Here is a 16886-nt window from a genome sequence, read left to right on the forward strand (position 1 = left end):
CTCGTCCACGACGAACCGTTCGACGACGTGAACCGAGCCGTCGCCGGGGAAAGACCGAGCGCGCTCAGCCCCGCCGGAGCTCGCCGCGCTCGATGCCGCCGACGAAGGCGTCGTACTCGGCGTCGGTGAACAGGTGCGGCGGCCCCTGCGGGTTCTTGGAGTCGCGCAGCGCCACGATGCCGCCGTCCAGGAAGGCGACCTGAACGCAGTTGGTGCCGCCGCTGCTGAGGCTGCTGGTCCGCCAGCGGGCGTCACGGAGCCGGGCTTCGATCCAGGCGGGGTCGAGGGTGTTCTTGTTCACGAGAGATCCTTCGCGATCGTGGCGAGAAACGGCAGCGAGGCCTTCGGCGACAGGGCGTCGCACTTCAGCAGGTCGCTGGTGGTCCGGTAGAGCTCGACGGTCTCGGGCTCGTTCAGGTGCAGGGAGGCGCGCAGGGACTCTACGCAGACGATATCGCGCCCTGCCGGAAAAGACATGATCATGAAAGGGCCGTCCATACCCGCGTGCGCTCCGGCGGAAAGCGGAAGAACCTGGATCGTGACGATGGGGCTGGTACGGGCCAGGTGCATCAGGTGCTCGATCTGCTCGCGCATACAGGCCCGCCCTCCGACCTCCTGACGTAGCAGTCCTTCGGGAAGCACCGCCCATATCTTCAAGGGTGGCCGGCGCTCCGCCATGGCGCGCTGATGCTCCAGCCGTAACGCCACGAAGCGGTCGATGTCCTCGGGGGTCTTCCAGACCCTGCTGCCCTCGGTCACCGCCCGGGCGTACTCCGGAGTCTGGAGCAGCCCGTGAACGGCGAGAGGGTTGAAGACGAACAGCCCCCGGGCGTTCTCCACCTGGGAGAGGTAGTCGCCGAGGGGATCGTCGACCACACCCTCGTACCGTTGCCACCAGTCGGCTTCTCCGGCACGGCGCACGAGATCGCGGAGTTCTTCTCGCAGAGTGGTGTCGGTGATGCCGAAGACCTCGAAGAAGTGCGGAAGCTGCTGGATCCTGAGTCCCTGCAACCCATTCTCGATCTTGCTGACCGTCGAGAGGGACTGGTAGCCGAGGCGGCTCGCCGCCTCCTCCTGGGTCCATCCCAGGGTTTCGCGGATACGTCTGAGTTCCGCCCCCAGGCGCCGCCGTCGTGGAGTGGGTTCGACGGGCATGACCACCTCCTTCCTCGGTGGAGCGTAATGCCGCCGCCGCCTCAGAGAAGCGCCCTCCTTTATAGGAAAGACTTTCTTAAGAGAACGGCTTGCCTACAGGGTAGACCTGCCCCATCATCAAGTCATGACAGCAGAAGGTGTTCAACTGATTACAGAAGGACACTTTCCGGGCTCGTTCATCCCATCCTGGAGGGGTCACATGACCGCTATGACGGCTACTCCCGCTCGCCAGTACTACATGGTGCTGTCCGAGGCGTGCCCCGAAGTGATGGGCCCCGTTCGCGAGGTCGTCAGGGTCTACCTGCGGCTCTGGAGCAAGAGCGAGCTGAGTCCCCTGGCCGAGCTGGGAGTGACCGAATTACTGACCAACGTGCACAAGCACACCTTCGGCGCATGCGAGCTCCTGGTCCGCGAGACAGCGGACGGGATAACCGTCGAGGTCACCGACTTCGACAGCACCCTTCCCGTCGTGAGGGAACCGACCGAGGGTGAGGAGAACGGCCGAGGGCTGTTCCTTCTCTCTGTGCTCATGGAGGACCTGAGGTTCGAGCCACTGCTGGGCGGGAAACGCGTCTGGTTCCGGCTACGCGTCTCCTCTCCCTGCCATGGCGACCTCCCGGGAACCTCAAACTGATCGTTTACACCGAGAACGAGGACGAACCCGGCGAGCATCCGGCCGAAAAAGCCTCGTCACTTCCCCTGACGCGTCCACGTCCAGTGCTCCCCCGTGCATGACGTGGACGTCCCCCGGGGGCGCCGTCCGGGGGGCGGCCCCCCCCCCCCCCCCGCCCCCCCCCCCCCCCGCCCCGGCGGGGGGGCGGTTGCCCCCGCCGTCGGCTCTGGAGCTCATGAGCACGACGTTCGCTGCAACTTCCAGGGGTTCGACGGACGCTTTCGGGCTGGCAGCCGGGCCGCGCACGAGACCCCGCAAGGGCTACCGCATCACCGCACTCGTAACTCAAGGCGCGGCCACCTCGCCATGATTCTCATCCGGCAGCGTATGGGTGAGTTGCGCGTTCGACATCGGGTCGGCCAGTACCCGCGCGGAGAGGTGCCGTAACCATGGGAAGACCACTGACCTTGCGGTGGCGGCGGATGAGGCTGGCGACGTAGTTCAGCGTCGAACGCGACACATCGACGGCAGCACGATAGAACAGCACCTGAAGCTCCTGGTTGTAGCGGGCGTTGATTGTGGTGATCAACCCGTCTACCGGGAGCTTCTCTACTTCCGAGGACGGACCATCAACTCGCGATCATGCCGTGACCAGCGGTCCGGCTGCCCGAGGATAAATGGGTTTCATATAACCCAAAAGATGATAAATAAGACATATGCCCCATAGGCGACAGAAGGCAAGGCTCGGGAGGGATTACATGCTATTCAGGGAGAAGGATCCCTCCCCCGGAAAGAAGCTTTACCCCCTCCATAGGGAGAAGTTTCTCCAGGACCCACGTGAAACGTATACAGATCTACCACGATCCGTAAGCTGAGCAAGTGGAAGGGCCTCCTACCTGCCCAAGTTTGAAGCCTGGCGGATAGGAGGCCCGACCACTCCTAGAAGAAGTTGCGCGGGTTGATGATGCTCCAGACGACCCAGACTGCGAACTTGATCCACGTCAAGATCGCCTGGAGCCTCCAGTACCGCGCCTCTTCTTCGCGATCCTTCCGATTCATACCTACCTACCCCCTCTCCGCCGGAGCGTCCGGCGGATCCTCCCTGAGGCTCCAACGGGAGGAAGCGGTATCGAACAGGACTCGCAGAGACCAAGGTAAGGCGACCAAGACCGTCTTGCGGGCATCCCTGAAGCTTTGGGGGGGAAATGCACCTTCGTTGAGTTGCTTCTTTCAACCCACGTGGCACAGTCGGCATCCCAGATTCGGAGATCTTTGCGCAGCTTGGCATGCCTTGGCGCGCTTAGGGATGCAGCTCACAACTGGAACAATATTTCGAAGGCGGCGCGAAGGCCCTTGGCCGGTGATCGACCAGCTGCGGTGTTGAAAGCTGCACCGCAGCCATGAGTTAGAGCTACGGGTGATTTCCTCTGAAGCCGAGTAGAAAAGTTCAGCCCAACCTGCCTACGGGAAGGCAGTGGGAACGATAGACCGCAAACGATCGTAGACAGCTATGGACAGTCGGACACGACGAAAGCGCCCTCGATTGCGAACACGCAGGTCAAGGGCGCTTTTCGTGTGGTCCGAAGGGGTAGGGCGGGCGGGACTCGAACCCGCGACCCAGGGATTATGAGACACGTCTACAACAAGCATCGGCCGTACTCGCTACCTGCGGAAACTTCCTCACCGTCTCCCTATCAGCCCATGCCTGGGAAAACATTGGGAATGATCATGGACGCAGAGTCCTACAGTCGGGTCGGTCAAGACGTAGCTGAGAGTCGGGATCATCTCCTCAAGTTGCAACTTTCCATGCTTCCTTTTCGACTTCACCACAGGATGTTTGCCGCGCTGAACGCTCGGGTGAAACGGAATCAAAAATTCGACAATAGTCCGAATTGGGTCTCTGTATTGGTCATCGCGATCCCCCTTACTTTTATCTCCACAATAGCCGTAGCCCCACTCAGGTCCGCAGACCTTAGATCAGTTCTATTGAGATTCGCATCGACCATATTAGCTTTTGTCAGATTCGAGTGACTAAGGTTAGCCCCTTCAAAGTTCGAACGAGATAAATCGGCCTTATTCAAGTTTGATTGAATTAAGTCCGCGCTAGATAGGTTTGCGTTCGTCAACTTCGCCTCAATTAAGCCAGCACCGTTCAAATTAGCTCCGATTAGATCAGCGCCGGTTAGGTCTGAACCGCTCATGCCCGCCTCGCCGAGGTAAGCGCGATTTAAACTTGCTCCGCTTAAATTTGCATCACTCAGTCCTACGCGAGCAGAATTTACGCTAGTTAGATCTGCATTACTCAGATCCGCAGAAAACAGCTTCGCATGGGTTAAGTTTGCGCGGTTCAAGATCACGCGGGGTAATTTTGCGCCACTCAAATCTGCATAACTCAGATCCGCGTAAGATAATTTCGCACCACTCAAATCCGCGCCCGCTAGATTGGCATTTTTCAGCCTCGCTCCAGTTAAATCTGCGTTAGGAATACGCACGCCGGTCAAGTCAAGTCGGCTGATGTCTAGATGCATCTTCCGACGACCGATAACCGTTAATGCGGCTTGAACATCTATAGTTGGCTTAGAAATAGATTTAGCTTTAGACTTAAGGTCGTGCGTGCGAACAAAAGAAACAAGAACATCATAAATAGTTTGGTGATCACGAATGGAGTCTTGAGCAAGACGCTCCAGGGCATAGATGCCACCGAGGCGCACATCGAGATTACTTGACCCAAGCTGCTCAACAGTTTTTGTATATCGATCCGTGATATGGCTTTGTTGAGCAGTAAGTTGACTCTGTCGCGCAGTATCGAGAGTTTGTGCGGTGTACCACAGACCTTGCGCGGTAAAGGCAACACCTCCGATCACGACCAAGCCGGTTGCCGATTGAAGGAGGGTATGGCGAGCAGAATTGATCGCCTCAACTCGCTCGTTTGCTGAGAGTTCACGCCTTTCTTGATCAGTGAGAGGTTGTCGTTCCCCAGCCAACCAGTGCGCTCCCGGGCCAAGCAACAGAGCAATAAACCCTATGGCGGCAAGGCCAGCAAGAATCCAGCGAGCCCAGTCCAGAAGAGGGGCAAACGCCGCTATCCCAGCTGTCGAAACGATCATGGCGGCAGCGATAAGCAGCCAAACAAATTGGCCTCGCCCAGTCCCGGTCTGTGCCATCGCAGGCTCAGTCTCAATGGATGGCAGCGGCTCGCCTTGGGGAGGTGGCGAATTAGTGTCCAACTGTGGGGAGATTGCTCTCCGGGATCGAAGAGCCCAGCCTGCAGTTACCCCAATGATCATCCCTGCCAGCACACGACCGGCTATTTTTCCCTGCATACCCTTATTCCATCGGTTCGGACGCGTTCAGGAGGCATGAACGGGAGAAATATCCTCAAATCGTAGAGACTTCTAATGTGGTGATCTTCGAATCTTGTCGATGCGCCGTGCACCGCTGGAAGCGGGCTCTGACCTGCCCGCTTCTCTACCCCACAGAACCACAGAGGTCTCCGGAGGCAAGGGGCTTACCTCCACCTGTCAACGTGATGCACTCTGGCTGTATTTTGCAGTCTCTCAGCTCACTCACTTGACGGCTTTACGTCGCAGCGAGCTCAACCCACGGAATATCAGCGGCCTTGATGATTTGATCAGGACCGATGAACCGAGATGCCACTAGAACTCCGGCGTCGTGGGCCACCTGGCCCGCATGGCTTGCCGATGCGTCTTCGATGAGCCATGGCGTCAGGTGGTCGCCGTGGTCAAACGCGTCAACCGCGGTTTTGAGGACACAGCTCTCCGTTGCAATTCCGCAGATGTAGATGTCAGTCCATCCGTGGCTGCGTACAAGAGCTATACCCTCTTCATTGAAAAAGCTATACACAGTCTTATCGACTACAGCCGTTGCCTTGTTCGCGTACGGGATAAGTTCAGGAACGATGTCCGTTTCAGGTGATTCCATGAGCTTGGACCATTTGAACAGCCGCTCGAAGTTGCTTCCCGGGTAATTGAAGTACCGAGTGAAAACTACGTCGCCGCCCGCAGCTTGCCAGCGACTCACTACATCCACGATGACTGGAACCACATGGGCCGACTGCTCCCGCACAAATCCGTTCTGGACGTCTACCACGACCAGAACCGCGGAACTGTTGAACACGGGTTTACCTTTCGCTGGTTTCTCTGAGAATGTCGATCGCTTGGGAAAGGTGGCCGATAAGGCCGCTCGTGTCCAGGATCGCAGTGCGCATAGACCTATGTTGCCCGGTCTCTTGTGGACGGGCGTTCGTCAGTCGAGAACGGACGCCCCGCAGGAAGCGCCAGCTGTACGGTTCGGGTACTTCAGGGTCCATGCCCTGCTCTACCTGTCGGTTGATGTGCTCGCAGTACGCCCAGATAGCTTGGGTGGCCAGCTCAATGGTGACAAGTTCATCTTCGGCCAGCGCACGCCGAGGAGCAGTAGGGCAGTACACGACTCCAGACCAAGAGGCATATCCGATCGATATCCCCTTGATTCCAAAAGGGATCATTTCCGCTGGTTCGTATCCTTCGGCCAGCAAGGAGCGTTCGACTAGTTCCGCATGTGCCAGTGACGCCTCTGTGGCCTCTGAGTCTCTTTCTAAGAGCACTCGTGGCGCACACATGATACGGAGCGCTGCGTCTATCTCATGCCCTGGCCATGACGGCTGGTGAAGCCAATAAGTGCTCAGCACGTAGGATGCCTCGACTAACGCACCTGTCAGATCGGAAAGATAACTTGAGGCCCATTCCAACTCCCTGACGTATGTCTTTCTGCGCCACACGGCCAAGCGTGCAATGTTGGGAAGTTTGAGTTCCTCGACGACGTGGAAGATTGCGACACCGAACGGCCAGACATAGAGGCGACATTCTCCCTCGGCGTGCGCTGTGTCTGTCGCATGGCATTCAAGACCACATTGAGGAGGATTCTCGGCGACCACTCCCTTGGCGACAAGCGCGTCAACCTGTTCAGCGCCGATATAAGCCGCAACGAACTTATGAGAACGGACTCCGAACTCTTCGCCGTTAACAGGGGAAGCCGGTTCGATTTCTCCGAAAAGGTCCTGAACCGTCGCCTCGTAGACAAGGCAGTACAGCTCGACATAGAGCGGATCTCGGCAAGCGGCACGGCCCGTTTCGTGCCGATATAAGGCTTTTTCAATCGTCCCAAGCTCTGGGACGCTTAGCCCTCGATCCCTGCCAGCCCGTTCAAGCTCCCGCGCCGCTCGGTTGCGGCTCCACCCGAGCGCCTGGCGTTTGGCGACCAGGACGTTGTTCGGGGCGAACTGCTTACTGCCGGCACGTACGCTCTCTCCGGACATGGGGGATGTCCCTTCGCGTCTATTCGCGTCGTCTACTGCCTACCGAACGTCACAGCAATTCTTGAGGCGTGAAAGAAAACGCCCGATCAACCGTCACCCGGTTCCCGCCGAGTCTCTCCAAAAGCTCTGGCAGGGAGCCGCCCCAAGAGCGCCGCTACCGCTTCCTCGGCTGCGGACAGAGCTTCCTGGGTCCGGCGCAACCGCCCTTGAACTTCTTCCAACTCGCCCCTCAGCCCTTCCGGCAGCGCATCGGACTCATCCAGGACAACCGTCCCACTGCCCGGCTGGATCGCCACTCGGCCCTCCGCCTGGAGCAAGCGAACCGCCGCCTGAGCGGTGTTGACCACGACTCCATGCCTCTCGGCGAGTTGCCGGTAGGAGGGCAGTCGAGCGCCGGGGGCGTACCGCCCCTCTGCAATGTCAGTGCGCAGAACAGCGGCGAGCTTCTTGCTCGCGTGGCGATCTGCGTCCCCGCGAGGACTCCGCTTCTCCATGGATCAAGCGTACTCAACCGTCTTACGACAAAACCCTTGACGAGCAAGACCCCCACAATTACTGTCTTGAGACAGAAGGCGACGCGTCTTAAGACAATCACCTTGAAGGAGAGGTCACCGATGATCCCGACTGCCAAGCCTCGTCGTCTTCTGCCGTTCGCCGTCCTGGTCTGCCTGATGTTCTTCGTTGTCCGCGAGCCGACCAAGGCCGCAGACATCGCCACGAGCACTTTCAACGGCCTGTTGACGGTTACCGACTCGCTGGTGACCTTCGCCAGCGCCCTCGGCTGATCCACCCACACAAACGGGGCGACCCCCAATCCGCCAAGACCCAGGGCCGCCCCTTCACTCCTGGCAAGGAGCACAACCAGCATGACCTACCCGACGTCCCCGGCCAACGTGCGCCGGGACCCCTGCCACTGCTGCGGTGGCGGTGGATGGATGACCTCCACCCAGATCTGCGGCGTCTGCGAGGGCACCGGCCAGTGCGGGGTGCACCGATGAGCACCCCCGCGGCCCTGTTGCCCGCCGCTCACCCCGCCCTGGCCCTGTTCGACGCCGTCACCGATGGCCTGCCGCGCCAGCTGGCCGAGGGCGCACTGTGCGGACTGGACCCCGAGCTGCACACCGGCCCGGACACCTTCACCCCCGAGCCCGCCGAGGAGCGGGCCGCGCGGGAGCAGGTGGCCCGCGAGGTCTGCGCCGAGTGCCCGGTCCGCCAGCTGTGCGAGGACCGCGCGGTGCGCCTGCGTCCCGAGCACGGGGTGTGGGCCGGTCTCACCGCCAGCGAGGTCAACGGCCTGGCCGACCTGCTGGCCACCTTCGGGCTGATCGAGCAGCGGACCGAGGTGGCTTGATCATGAGCCGCTACCAGTGCCCGCTGTGCTCGGGCCTCCACCGCAGCGAGGACTTGGCGCGCTGCCCGCTGCACACCTTCGGCTACGACCCGGCCTGTGAGGGCTGCCGGGATGCGGTCGCTCTGATCCCGTGCGGGGGTGGCCGGTGATGGCGCGCTTCTCCTGCCCTGACTGCCGGTCCCGCTCGGCTAGCGCCGTCGGCTGCCGCCGCTGCGGCACCGCAACCGGCTGCCAGGTCCAGCGCTGCCCCGTCCACGGCGCCCGCTGCACGGCCGGCTGTCGGCTGTGCCGCACCCTGGCCCGTTCTCAGTCCATCTGATCTACAGGAGATCACCGTGAGCAAGACCAGCAAGTGCCAGACCACGTTCATCGCCCATGACGGCAGCGAGTCCGTCACCTGCGACCGCGACGGGCGCCACCTCATCCACCGCGAGTCCAGCACCAACACCACGGCCGTGCGCGTGCCCGGCGGCGCCCTCATCACCAAGCCCACCAAGTAGGAGGAGGGACGACATGACGACGACAACCCCGACCCCGGAACCGACGCCCGAGGACGTCGCGCGCGGCCTGGCCGAGCTGGAACGCCACCTCGACCGGCAGGCCCCGCCGCTCCCGGCCCTCTCGCCCGCCCCGGCCGCTCCCTCTCACCCGGCCGAGGCCGACGGCCGGACCCGGCGCGTGCTGCGGCTGCGTGCCGAGGTGGCCGAGGCCCACCAGCTCGCCGCCTTGCAGGGCGATGACGCGCCGCTGCTGGTGGACACCGCCAAGGTGCGCAAGCGCCGCAAGGCCGCCCGGGAAGCGGCCCGGCTGCACGAGCTGGGCCAGGACCCGGCCATGCGCGCCTGGCAGGCCGCCCGGATGCGCCGCCTGCTGGTGACCGCGGCCATGGTGTCGCTGACGCTGGCACTGGCGTGGTCCACGGCCGGTGTACAGACCTTCGCCGCCGACGGCGCCGAGGCGTGGTCGCCGGCGTGGGTGTTCGCCTGGCTGGTCGAGCCGTTCATGTCCCTGGCCCTGCTGGTCGTGGTCGGTGCCCGCGCCTATCTGGGCACCCGCGGACAGCCCATCGACTCCCCCACCCTGGTCCGGATCGAGTGGCTGTTCCTGGCCCTGACCCTCGGCATGAACGCCTGGCCCTACCTGCCCGGCGTCGCCGCCGAGTTCAGCATCTCCCGGTTGGTCCTGCACATCCTCGGCCCGGTCGTCGCGGTCGCCATCGTCACCGCACTGCCGATCATCCTGGCTGCCTTCACCCGCCTCGACCACGGCATGACCGCAAGATCCGGTAACCCCCTTACCCCCCTGGAGTACAGGGCGAACACCACCCCCGATTCCGACCCCGACCCTGATTCCGACCCGCACGAGCACTCCGAGGGCATCGGCGTCCACTTCGTGACCGCGCACGTGCGCTCCCTGATCGCCGCCGGAGACCTGCCCGCCTACCCCAGCGCCGCGGCGATCCGCCGCGCGGCCCGATGCGGCATGGACACCGCCCGCACGGTGCGCGACATCCTCGTCAAGGAAGCCGCCTGATGAGCCTGCACATCACCGCCACCACCATGACCGAGGAAGCATCCGGCCACCGCGCCCACCGCGCCGCGGACGACGGATGGATCGTGACCGCTCACCCCGGACGGACCTTCACCCGCGACCAAGCCATCACGGCCCTGACCATCGCCGAAATCCTCGCCCTGGCCCCGCCGGCCGAGGACCCGCTGTGGCTGTTCGTCAACGGCTGGCAGGCCGAACTCGACCTACCGCCCCTCACCAACCTCCCGCACGGGACGCGACCCCACTCCGCCAAGAACACGGCCGCGCCCCGCAACCCCGCCACCATCAATCAGCACGAGGTGACCTCATCATGACCGACACCCCGACCGAGACCAACGGCCACCGCCCGAACCCGGCCCCCGACCTGATCACCGCCATCCCCGAACAAGGCGGACCGGTCGACAACGGACCGCGCGCCAAGGGGGCCGACGGCGCCGAGGTGGTGTCCCTCGACACCGCCCGTGAGCGCCGCCACCCCTACCCGCCCACCCCCGCGCCAGCATCGAACGGCCCGGTGCTAGAGGGCGAAGTCATCCGGGTGGATGCCCCCGGTGAGGCCGATCGCGACTGGCGGGCCGAGCTGGAGGAGAAGAACCGCACCCGCCGCCCGGTCGTCCCGCTGTGGCTGCGTTCCCGGCGCGAGGCGATCGAGACCCTGACCTGGGCAGGCGAGTATGGCGCCTACGTGGCCGGCTACCAACTGTCTCGCACCCCGCTGTACGCCGGACGGCTGACCGCCCGCGCCCCGCGCGGCCTGGCCCGCCTCATCTCCGGCATGGTCCGCTGGACCCTCGACCTGGAAGGCGAGCCGGTCCGGCTGACCGCCGTGCAGAAAGCCGACCCCGAGGCATACCTGAAACTGAGCAGGCAGCGCGATTCCCGCGTGCGGCTGCGGGTCTGGGTGACCGGCGCCGCGCTGGTCACGCTGCTGATCGCGGCCATCCTGGTGGCCGCCGCGCCCACCGTCGCCCAGTGGTCGGCGCTGGCCGTGGCGCTGGCCGTGCTGGGCGTCATCGGACGGCCCGCCGACCGGCCGCTCATCAATCGCGCGGTGCTGCCGACCCGGGTGGAGAAGCTCACCAGTGACATCGTGGTCCGGGCGCTGACCGTGATCGGGGTGTCCGGGCTGAACGCCAAGGCCGACGTCAACTTCGTGGCGCCGATCACCCGCGAGGGTCCGGGCTGGCGCGCGGATCTGGACCTGCCCTACGGGGTGACCGTGGCCGACATCCTCGACAAGCGGCCCCGCCTGGCCTCCGGGCTGCGCCGCCCGCTGGGCTGCATCTGGCCCGAGGGCGACCCGTCCGTCCACGAGGGACGGCTGATCTTGTGGGTCGGGGACCGGGACCTGTCCAAGACCATGGTCCGCTTCGCCCTGGCCGACGCCGCCCGCCACGACGTGTTCAAAGGCATCCCGTTCGGCGCCGACCCGCGCGGCAGGATCATCACCGTCCCGCTGATTCAGCACAACATCCTCATGGGATCGCAACCCGGCCAGGGCAAGACCGGCGCCGTGCGCGCCCTGGCCTGCGGCGTCTCCCTCGACCCCACCGCGGAAATGTGGCTGCACGAACTCAAAGGCACCGGCGACCTCGACCCGCTGGAGAAGATCTCCCACCGCTTCGTCTCCGGCATCCAAGACCCCGCCATCGCTTATGCCGCCGAGTCACTGTCGCTGCTGTGCAAGGAGGTCATGCGCCGCGCCGCCGCGCTGAAATCCCTGCCCGCCGACCTGTGCCCAGACAAGCGCATCACCCGCCAGATCGCCGACATCCGCTCACTGGGCCTGCACCCGCTCATCGCCATCTTCGACGAGTGCCAGAACCTGTTCGCCCACGCCGAGTACGGCGAGCAGGCCGGCCGCGACGCCGAATTCATCATCAAACTGGGCCGCGCCCTGGGCGTGGTGCTGATCTTGGCCACCCAACGCCCCGACAAGCGCAGCCTGCCCACCGGCGTCAGCGCGAACGTGTCCCTGCGATTCTGTCTGCGCGTCGGTGGCCAGACCGAAAACGACATGATCCTAGGCACCTCCTCGTACCAGAACGGCATCCGCGCCACCACGTTCGTGCCCGAGGCCGACGCCGGAATCGGCTACCTGGTCGGTGCCACCCCAGTGCCCAAGGTCGTCAAAGCCGCCTACCTCAACACCCCGGCCACCCAGACCATCGCCGACCGCGCGCACGCGCTGCGCACTGGCGCCGGCACCTTGTCCGGCCACGCGATCGGCGAACAGCCCGAGGCCACCACCCCGGCCTACGACCTGCTGGCCGACATCGCCGCCGTCCTGGTCGCCGGTGAGGCCAAGGTCTGGAATGAGGTGGTGGTGGACCGCCTCGCCGAGCTGCGACCCGACGTGTACGGGCCGTGGGCCGAGCAGGAAGGCCCGGCCAAGACTGCTCAACTCACCAACGCGCTCAAGCCGTACGGCATCAAGTCGGGTCAGGTGTGGGGCACCCCGGCCGGTGGCGGCAAGGGCGCCAACCGGATCGGCATCGTCCGCGACGACATCCTGAACGCCATCACCGAGCGTGACGGAAAGCAGGGGTCCGGGACCAGTTCCTGACCCGCTGATCGCCTCTAGGTCTAGAGGCTCGCCCCTCTAGACCTAGAGGCCCGCCTAGAGCCCCATTCGCTGACCTGCCAGCGACCTAGCGCCTAGAGCGCCACCTGCGAAAACCCCGGAAACGGCCCTGGAGGCCCCCGTGAGCACCGCCATCGTCCTGCTAGGACTCTGCCTACCTGTCGTCACACTCTGCTACATCGCTCGATGCTTCGCCTCCCCGTGGGGCACCTGCCGCCGATGCGCGCCGGGCGGCAAGAACCGCACCTGCCGCGCCTGCAACGGCACCGGGATGCGCCCCCGCATCGGCTGGCAGCTCTACGTCCACTTCCGCCGCCTGCACCGGAATGGCACCCGATGATCGGCCGCACCTACCTGGAGCGTGGCCGGCCCGTCGTGGTGCTCATCCGCTGGAGCGGCCCCGGCCCCCGCAACGTTCTGATCCAACGCGCCGACGGCTCGAAGGTCGTGCGCCCGTTTCGCGGCCTACGCCGCCCTAAGCCCACCACCGAGGAGAGCTGATGCTGACACTGATGGACTGGTTCTGTGGAGCCGGTGGTTCCTCTCAGGGCGCGCACGCCGTGCCCGGCGTGCAGGTCGCCCGCGCGGCCAACCACTGGGACATGGCGATCGCCTCCCACGCGCTGAACTTCCCCGCCGCCGACCACTACAAGGGCGACATCCGCACCGCCCCGGTGGAGCGGTGGCCGGTGGCCGACCTGTTTTGGGCGAGCCCGGAGTGCCCCAAGTGGAGCCGCGCCCGCGGCAAGCGCCGTGACTTCCACAACACCCGCCAGGGCGAACTCTTCCCCATCGCCGACACCACCCGCTCACAGGAGGACGAGCGCTCCCGCGCCCTCATGCAGGAAGTCCCCCAATACCTGGAAGGCGTCCAAGCCCGAGGCGGGCGCGTGCTCGCCGGGGTGGTCGAGAACGTCATCGACTGCCGCGACTGGGATCAGTGGAACGCCTGGCTTCACCGCATTCACGCCCTCGGCTACCGCACGAGGTTGATCGCGCTGAACTCCATGCACGCCCGCCCGGTCCGCACCCCCGCCGCCCCGCAGTCCCGTGACCGGCTGTATCTGGCCTACTGGCACGAGAGCCTGGGCCGCGCCCCCGACTTCGACAAGTGGCTACGCCCGAGTGCCTGGTGTTCGGTCTGTGAACAAACCATCATCGCCGTGCAGGTGTTCAAGAAGCCCGGCGCCGACATGGGCCGCTACCGCCAGCAGTACAGCTACCGATGCCCGCACACCACCTGCCGCAACACCGTGGTCGAGCCCTACGCGCTGCCCGCGGCGCACGCCATCGACTGGGGCCTTCCCGGCAGGCGCATCGGGGATCGCGACGAACCGCTGGCTGAGGCCACCATGCAGCGCATCCGCGCGGGCATGACCCGCTACTGGGCGCCGATCCTCACCCCCGCCGGCGGCACCTGGCGCACGGCAGCCAGCCCGATCACCGCCCCCATGCCCACCCGTACCACCCGCGAGAACGACGCCCTGGCCGTCCCGCCGATGCTGATCCCCGTCGAAGGACGCGACGGCAAAACCGCCGCCTGCGCCTCCGATCCGATGCGCACCCAGACCGCGCGCAACGAAACCGGCCTGGCCTTCCCACCCGCCGCCCTCGGCGCGTTCATCGCTGAGCTACGCGGCGGCGGCTCCGATGCCCGCTCCATCGCCGAGGCGCTGGCCACCGTGACCGCCTCGGGCAACCACCACGGCCTGGTCACCCCACCCACCACGAACACGGGCGATCCCGGCGCGCTGCTGGTGCCCTACTACGGCACCGGCGCCGCCCGCCCGGCAACCCACCCGGTGGGCGCCCTGACCACTCGCGACCGCTACGCCCTGGCCACCACCGACGACGCCCCCCAGGTGGACATCGCCGACGTGCTGTTTCGGATGCTGGAGCCACACGAGATCGGCAAGGCGATGGCCTTCACCGGTGGCTATCAGGTCTTGGGCAACAAACGCCAGCGGGTCCGCCAGTACGGCAACGCCGTCACCCCACCCGTGGCCGAGGTCATCATCTCCGCCTTGGTCGAGGCCATCACCGGCCAAACCCTGGAGGTGGCCGCATGAACGCCCCCGCGACGCTGCGCTACGCCCTGGCCACCGCCGCCCGCGGCTGGCGCGTCTTCCCCGTCGCAGTCGGCGACAAGCCCCCACTCAAGGGCTTCACCGACTGGGAGACCAACGCCACCACCGACCCCGACGTGATCCGGCGCTGTTGGTCGAACGCGCCGTACAACATCGGCATTGCCTGCGGCCCCTCCAACCTGGTCGTCATCGATCTGGACACCCGAAAGGACGGGCAGAGCCCGCCGCCTTCCTGGGACCTGCCGGGGGTCAACGAGGGCGCCGACGTGCTGGCCGTGCTGTGCGAACGCGCCGGGCAACCCCTGCCGTTCGAGACCTTCACTGTGCGCACTCGTCGCGGTGGCATGCACCTGTACTTCACCGCCCCGGACCGCGCCCGGTTGGGCAACACCGAGGGCGACAAGGGCAACGGGCTGGGCTGGCTGATCGACACCCGCGCGAACGGTGGCTACGTCCTGGGTCCTGGCAGCTTCGTGGATCTTCCGGACGGCACTGGCAGCTACGAGGTAGTTCACAACACGACCCCTGCCCCGCTGCCCCCCTGGTTGTTCCAGCAGCTCTCACCCCCGCCCCGACCCGCGCCGCAACCGGTGCGCCTGGCCCTGCCCGACACCCGGCATGGCGCCTACCTGCACGCGGCCATCACCCGCGAACTCGACCGCGTCGCCACCGCCCCGCACGGCCAGCGCAACGGCTCGCTCTACCTGGCCGCCATCGCCCTGGGCCAACTCGTCGCAGGCGGCGCGCTCGCCGAGAGCGAGGTGACAACCCTGCTGGAACAACAGGGGGTCGATGCCGGGCTGAGCCGCGCCGAGACCATCCACACCATCGCATCCGGCCTGAAAGCCGGTGCCAAGCGGCCCCGGACGGTCGCCGCATGACCACCACACCGACACCGAAGAGAGCAGATTCCATGTCCCAGACCGAACCCGCCGGCCACGGCGCGATGCTGCTTGACGCGCTGCTGGCCGCCCTGACCCGCTACGTGATCCTGCCAAGTCCCGAGGCCGCCGATGCGGTGGTGTTGTGGATCGCCGCCAGCCACGGCCAACCCGCCTGGGCGCACGCGCCCCGGCTGGTGATCCGCGCCCCCGAAAAGCGGTGCGGTAAGTCCCGGCTGCTGGACGTGGTCGAGGCCACCTGTCACGACCCGTTCATCACCGTCAACTCCTCATCCGCCGCGGTCTACCGCTCCATCACCGAGGACCCTCCCACCATGCTCGTTGATGAAGCCGACACCATCTTCGGCCCGAAGGCCGACGGGAACGAGGACCTGCGCGGGCTGCTGAACGCCGGACACCAGCGCAACCGGCCCGCCAAGCGCTACGACGCCAACACCGGCCGCGTCGAGTCCATCCCGACCTTCGCCATGGCCGCGCTCGCAGGCATCGGCGCGATGCCCGACACGATCGAGGACCGCGCCGTGGTGGTGCGGATGCGCCGGCGCGCTCCCGGTGAGAGCGTCGCGCCCTACCGGCACCGCCGGGACCGGCCCTTGCTGCGCCAGCTGGCCGAGGACCTGTCCGCGTGGCTGCGCGCCGACCTGCCCACCCTGGAGCAGGCCGAACCGGCGATGCCGGTGGAAGACCGCGCCGCCGACACCTGGGAACCCCTGGTCGCCGTCGCCGACCACGCCGGAGGCCACTGGCCCGAGCGTGCCCGCGCCGCGGTGCTCGCCCTGACCGCCGAGGCCGACGACAACGGCGAGACCTCGACCCGGGTCCGGCTGCTGGCCGACTGCCGCACGGCCTTCGGCACTGATCCCGCCTTGCCGACCGCCGTGCTGCTGGAGCGGCTCAAGGCCGACCCCGAAGCACCGTGGGCCGACTACGGACCCAATGGCCTGACCCCCATGCGGCTCGGCGCGCTCTTGCGTGAGTACGACATCCGTTCGGACACGATCCGTTTCCCTGTCCCCATCGGACAGGCCAAGGGATACCACCGCGCCGACTTCACCGACGCCTGGGCGCGCTACTGCCCGGCCCTCGACACCGCCGAGAGCACCCCGTCGGCGACGACGGACCCCGGCGATGTGCTCCCGTTCGGCAGGGGTAGCCGTACCAGCCGTACCAGCCTCAATTCCGCAGGTCAGGCACGGTACGGCTTGCCGCCCGGTACGGCTCAAGCCGTACCACCGCAGGACCTTGGTACGGCTTGAGCCGTACCACAAATCAAGCCGTACCAGCCCTGACCAGCAAAAACGAGGCTGGTACGGCTGGTACGGCTAC

17 protein-coding genes are annotated in these 16886 nt (G+C 65.4%); 11 read left to right on the plus strand and 6 right to left on the minus strand.

What is annotated here, in order from left to right; all coding sequences use genetic code 11:
* Positions 1-64: 64 nt before the first annotated feature.
* A complete protein-coding gene (locus tag ACLQ2R_RS11450; protein WP_425959385.1) occupies positions 65-301 on the minus strand; it encodes a DUF397 domain-containing protein in 237 nt (78 codons plus the stop codon).
* On the minus strand, positions 298-1155 hold the full coding sequence (locus ACLQ2R_RS11455) for a helix-turn-helix domain-containing protein (protein ID WP_425959387.1): 858 nt from the start codon (positions 1153-1155) through the stop codon (positions 298-300). The genes ACLQ2R_RS11450 and ACLQ2R_RS11455 overlap by 4 nt, the downstream gene beginning before the upstream one ends.
* A gap of 199 nt (positions 1156-1354) precedes the next feature.
* On the opposite strand from ACLQ2R_RS11455, the gene ACLQ2R_RS11460 reads away from it, so the two are divergent.
* Positions 1355-1789 carry an ATP-binding protein gene (locus ACLQ2R_RS11460; RefSeq protein ID WP_425959389.1) on the plus strand — a complete coding sequence of 145 codons (435 nt, stop codon included), beginning with the start codon at positions 1355-1357 and terminating at the stop codon, positions 1787-1789.
* Positions 1790-2141: 352 nt separating this feature from the next.
* Here the strand turns inward: ACLQ2R_RS11460 and ACLQ2R_RS11465 are convergent, their stop codons facing one another.
* The 4 genes from ACLQ2R_RS11465 to ACLQ2R_RS11480 all read right to left on the minus strand — a co-directional run bounded on the left by ACLQ2R_RS11465 (position 2142) and on the right by ACLQ2R_RS11480 (position 7085).
* Positions 2142-2357, minus strand: a complete 216-nt coding sequence (locus ACLQ2R_RS11465) for a hypothetical protein (RefSeq protein ID WP_425959390.1) — start codon at positions 2355-2357, stop codon at positions 2142-2144.
* Positions 2358-3636: 1279 nt separating this feature from the next.
* Positions 3637-4875: a pentapeptide repeat-containing protein gene (locus ACLQ2R_RS11470; RefSeq protein ID WP_425959391.1), complete on the minus strand. Its 1239-nt coding sequence runs from the start codon at positions 4873-4875 to the stop codon at positions 3637-3639.
* 472 nt (positions 4876-5347) lie between these two features.
* A complete protein-coding gene (locus tag ACLQ2R_RS11475) occupies positions 5348-5905 on the minus strand; it encodes a cysteine hydrolase (RefSeq protein ID WP_425959392.1) in 558 nt (185 codons plus the stop codon).
* 4 nt (positions 5906-5909) lie between these two features.
* A complete protein-coding gene (locus tag ACLQ2R_RS11480; RefSeq protein WP_425959393.1) occupies positions 5910-7085 on the minus strand; it encodes a helix-turn-helix domain-containing protein in 1176 nt (391 codons plus the stop codon).
* Positions 7086-7153: 68 nt separating this feature from the next.
* Here ACLQ2R_RS11480 and ACLQ2R_RS11485 point away from each other — a divergent pair, with 68 nt between their 5' ends.
* The 10 genes from ACLQ2R_RS11485 to ACLQ2R_RS11530 all read left to right on the plus strand — a co-directional run bounded on the left by ACLQ2R_RS11485 (position 7154) and on the right by ACLQ2R_RS11530 (position 16816).
* Complete coding sequence (locus ACLQ2R_RS11485; RefSeq protein WP_425959394.1) at positions 7154-7870, plus strand: hypothetical protein; 717 nt, start codon at positions 7154-7156, stop codon at positions 7868-7870.
* 81 nt (positions 7871-7951) lie between these two features.
* Complete coding sequence (locus tag ACLQ2R_RS11490; protein WP_425959395.1) at positions 7952-8083, plus strand: hypothetical protein; 132 nt, start codon at positions 7952-7954, stop codon at positions 8081-8083.
* A complete protein-coding gene (locus ACLQ2R_RS11495; protein ID WP_425959396.1) occupies positions 8080-8436 on the plus strand; it encodes a WhiB family transcriptional regulator in 357 nt (118 codons plus the stop codon). The genes ACLQ2R_RS11490 and ACLQ2R_RS11495 overlap by 4 nt, the downstream gene beginning before the upstream one ends.
* 335 nt (positions 8437-8771) lie before the next feature.
* Positions 8772-8936, plus strand: a complete 165-nt coding sequence (locus ACLQ2R_RS11500; RefSeq protein WP_425959397.1) for a hypothetical protein — start codon at positions 8772-8774, stop codon at positions 8934-8936.
* Positions 8937-8949: 13 nt separating this feature from the next.
* Positions 8950-9969 (plus strand): hypothetical protein, encoded by a 1020-nt coding sequence (locus ACLQ2R_RS11505; RefSeq protein WP_425959398.1) that lies wholly within the window; start codon positions 8950-8952, stop codon positions 9967-9969.
* Complete coding sequence (locus ACLQ2R_RS11510; protein ID WP_425959400.1) at positions 9969-10301, plus strand: hypothetical protein; 333 nt, start codon at positions 9969-9971, stop codon at positions 10299-10301. The genes ACLQ2R_RS11505 and ACLQ2R_RS11510 overlap by 1 nt, the downstream gene beginning before the upstream one ends.
* A complete protein-coding gene (locus tag ACLQ2R_RS11515; protein WP_425959401.1) occupies positions 10298-12553 on the plus strand; it encodes a cell division protein FtsK in 2256 nt (751 codons plus the stop codon). The genes ACLQ2R_RS11510 and ACLQ2R_RS11515 overlap by 4 nt, the downstream gene beginning before the upstream one ends.
* Before the next feature lie 518 nt (positions 12554-13071).
* A complete protein-coding gene (locus ACLQ2R_RS11520) occupies positions 13072-14640 on the plus strand; it encodes a DNA cytosine methyltransferase (protein ID WP_425959402.1) in 1569 nt (522 codons plus the stop codon).
* Entirely contained in the window at positions 14637-15539 is a 903-nt protein-coding gene (locus ACLQ2R_RS11525) for a bifunctional DNA primase/polymerase (RefSeq protein ID WP_425959403.1), read from the plus strand. The genes ACLQ2R_RS11520 and ACLQ2R_RS11525 overlap by 4 nt, the downstream gene beginning before the upstream one ends.
* A 32-nt stretch (positions 15540-15571) precedes the next feature.
* Complete coding sequence (locus tag ACLQ2R_RS11530; protein ID WP_425959404.1) at positions 15572-16816, plus strand: DUF3631 domain-containing protein; 1245 nt, start codon at positions 15572-15574, stop codon at positions 16814-16816.
* The last annotated feature ends 70 nt before the right edge of the window (positions 16817-16886 follow it).

Source organism: Streptosporangium sp. DT93, from assembly GCF_049844535.1.
Classification (GTDB): Bacteria; Actinomycetota; Actinomycetes; order Streptosporangiales; family Streptosporangiaceae; genus Streptosporangium.

Coding starts and splice junctions, on each gene's coding strand:
- ACLQ2R_RS11495 (WP_425959396.1), top strand. CDS start 8,080: ATGAGCACCCCCGCGGCCCTGTTGCCCGCCGCTCACCCCGCCCTGGCC.
- ACLQ2R_RS11515 (WP_425959401.1), top strand. CDS start 10,298: ATGACCGACACCCCGACCGAGACCAACGGCCACCGCCCGAACCCGGCC.
- ACLQ2R_RS11455 (WP_425959387.1), bottom strand. CDS start 1,155: ATGCCCGTCGAACCCACTCCACGACGGCGGCGCCTGGGGGCGGAACTC.
- ACLQ2R_RS11480 (WP_425959393.1), bottom strand. CDS start 7,085: ATGTCCGGAGAGAGCGTACGTGCCGGCAGTAAGCAGTTCGCCCCGAAC.
- ACLQ2R_RS11525 (WP_425959403.1), top strand. CDS start 14,637: ATGAACGCCCCCGCGACGCTGCGCTACGCCCTGGCCACCGCCGCCCGC.
- ACLQ2R_RS11520 (WP_425959402.1), top strand. CDS start 13,072: ATGCTGACACTGATGGACTGGTTCTGTGGAGCCGGTGGTTCCTCTCAG.
- ACLQ2R_RS11505 (WP_425959398.1), top strand. CDS start 8,950: ATGACGACGACAACCCCGACCCCGGAACCGACGCCCGAGGACGTCGCG.
- ACLQ2R_RS11460 (WP_425959389.1), top strand. CDS start 1,355: ATGACCGCTATGACGGCTACTCCCGCTCGCCAGTACTACATGGTGCTG.
- ACLQ2R_RS11490 (WP_425959395.1), top strand. CDS start 7,952: ATGACCTACCCGACGTCCCCGGCCAACGTGCGCCGGGACCCCTGCCAC.
- ACLQ2R_RS11530 (WP_425959404.1), top strand. CDS start 15,572: ATGTCCCAGACCGAACCCGCCGGCCACGGCGCGATGCTGCTTGACGCG.
- ACLQ2R_RS11510 (WP_425959400.1), top strand. CDS start 9,969: ATGAGCCTGCACATCACCGCCACCACCATGACCGAGGAAGCATCCGGC.
- ACLQ2R_RS11470 (WP_425959391.1), bottom strand. CDS start 4,875: ATGATCGTTTCGACAGCTGGGATAGCGGCGTTTGCCCCTCTTCTGGAC.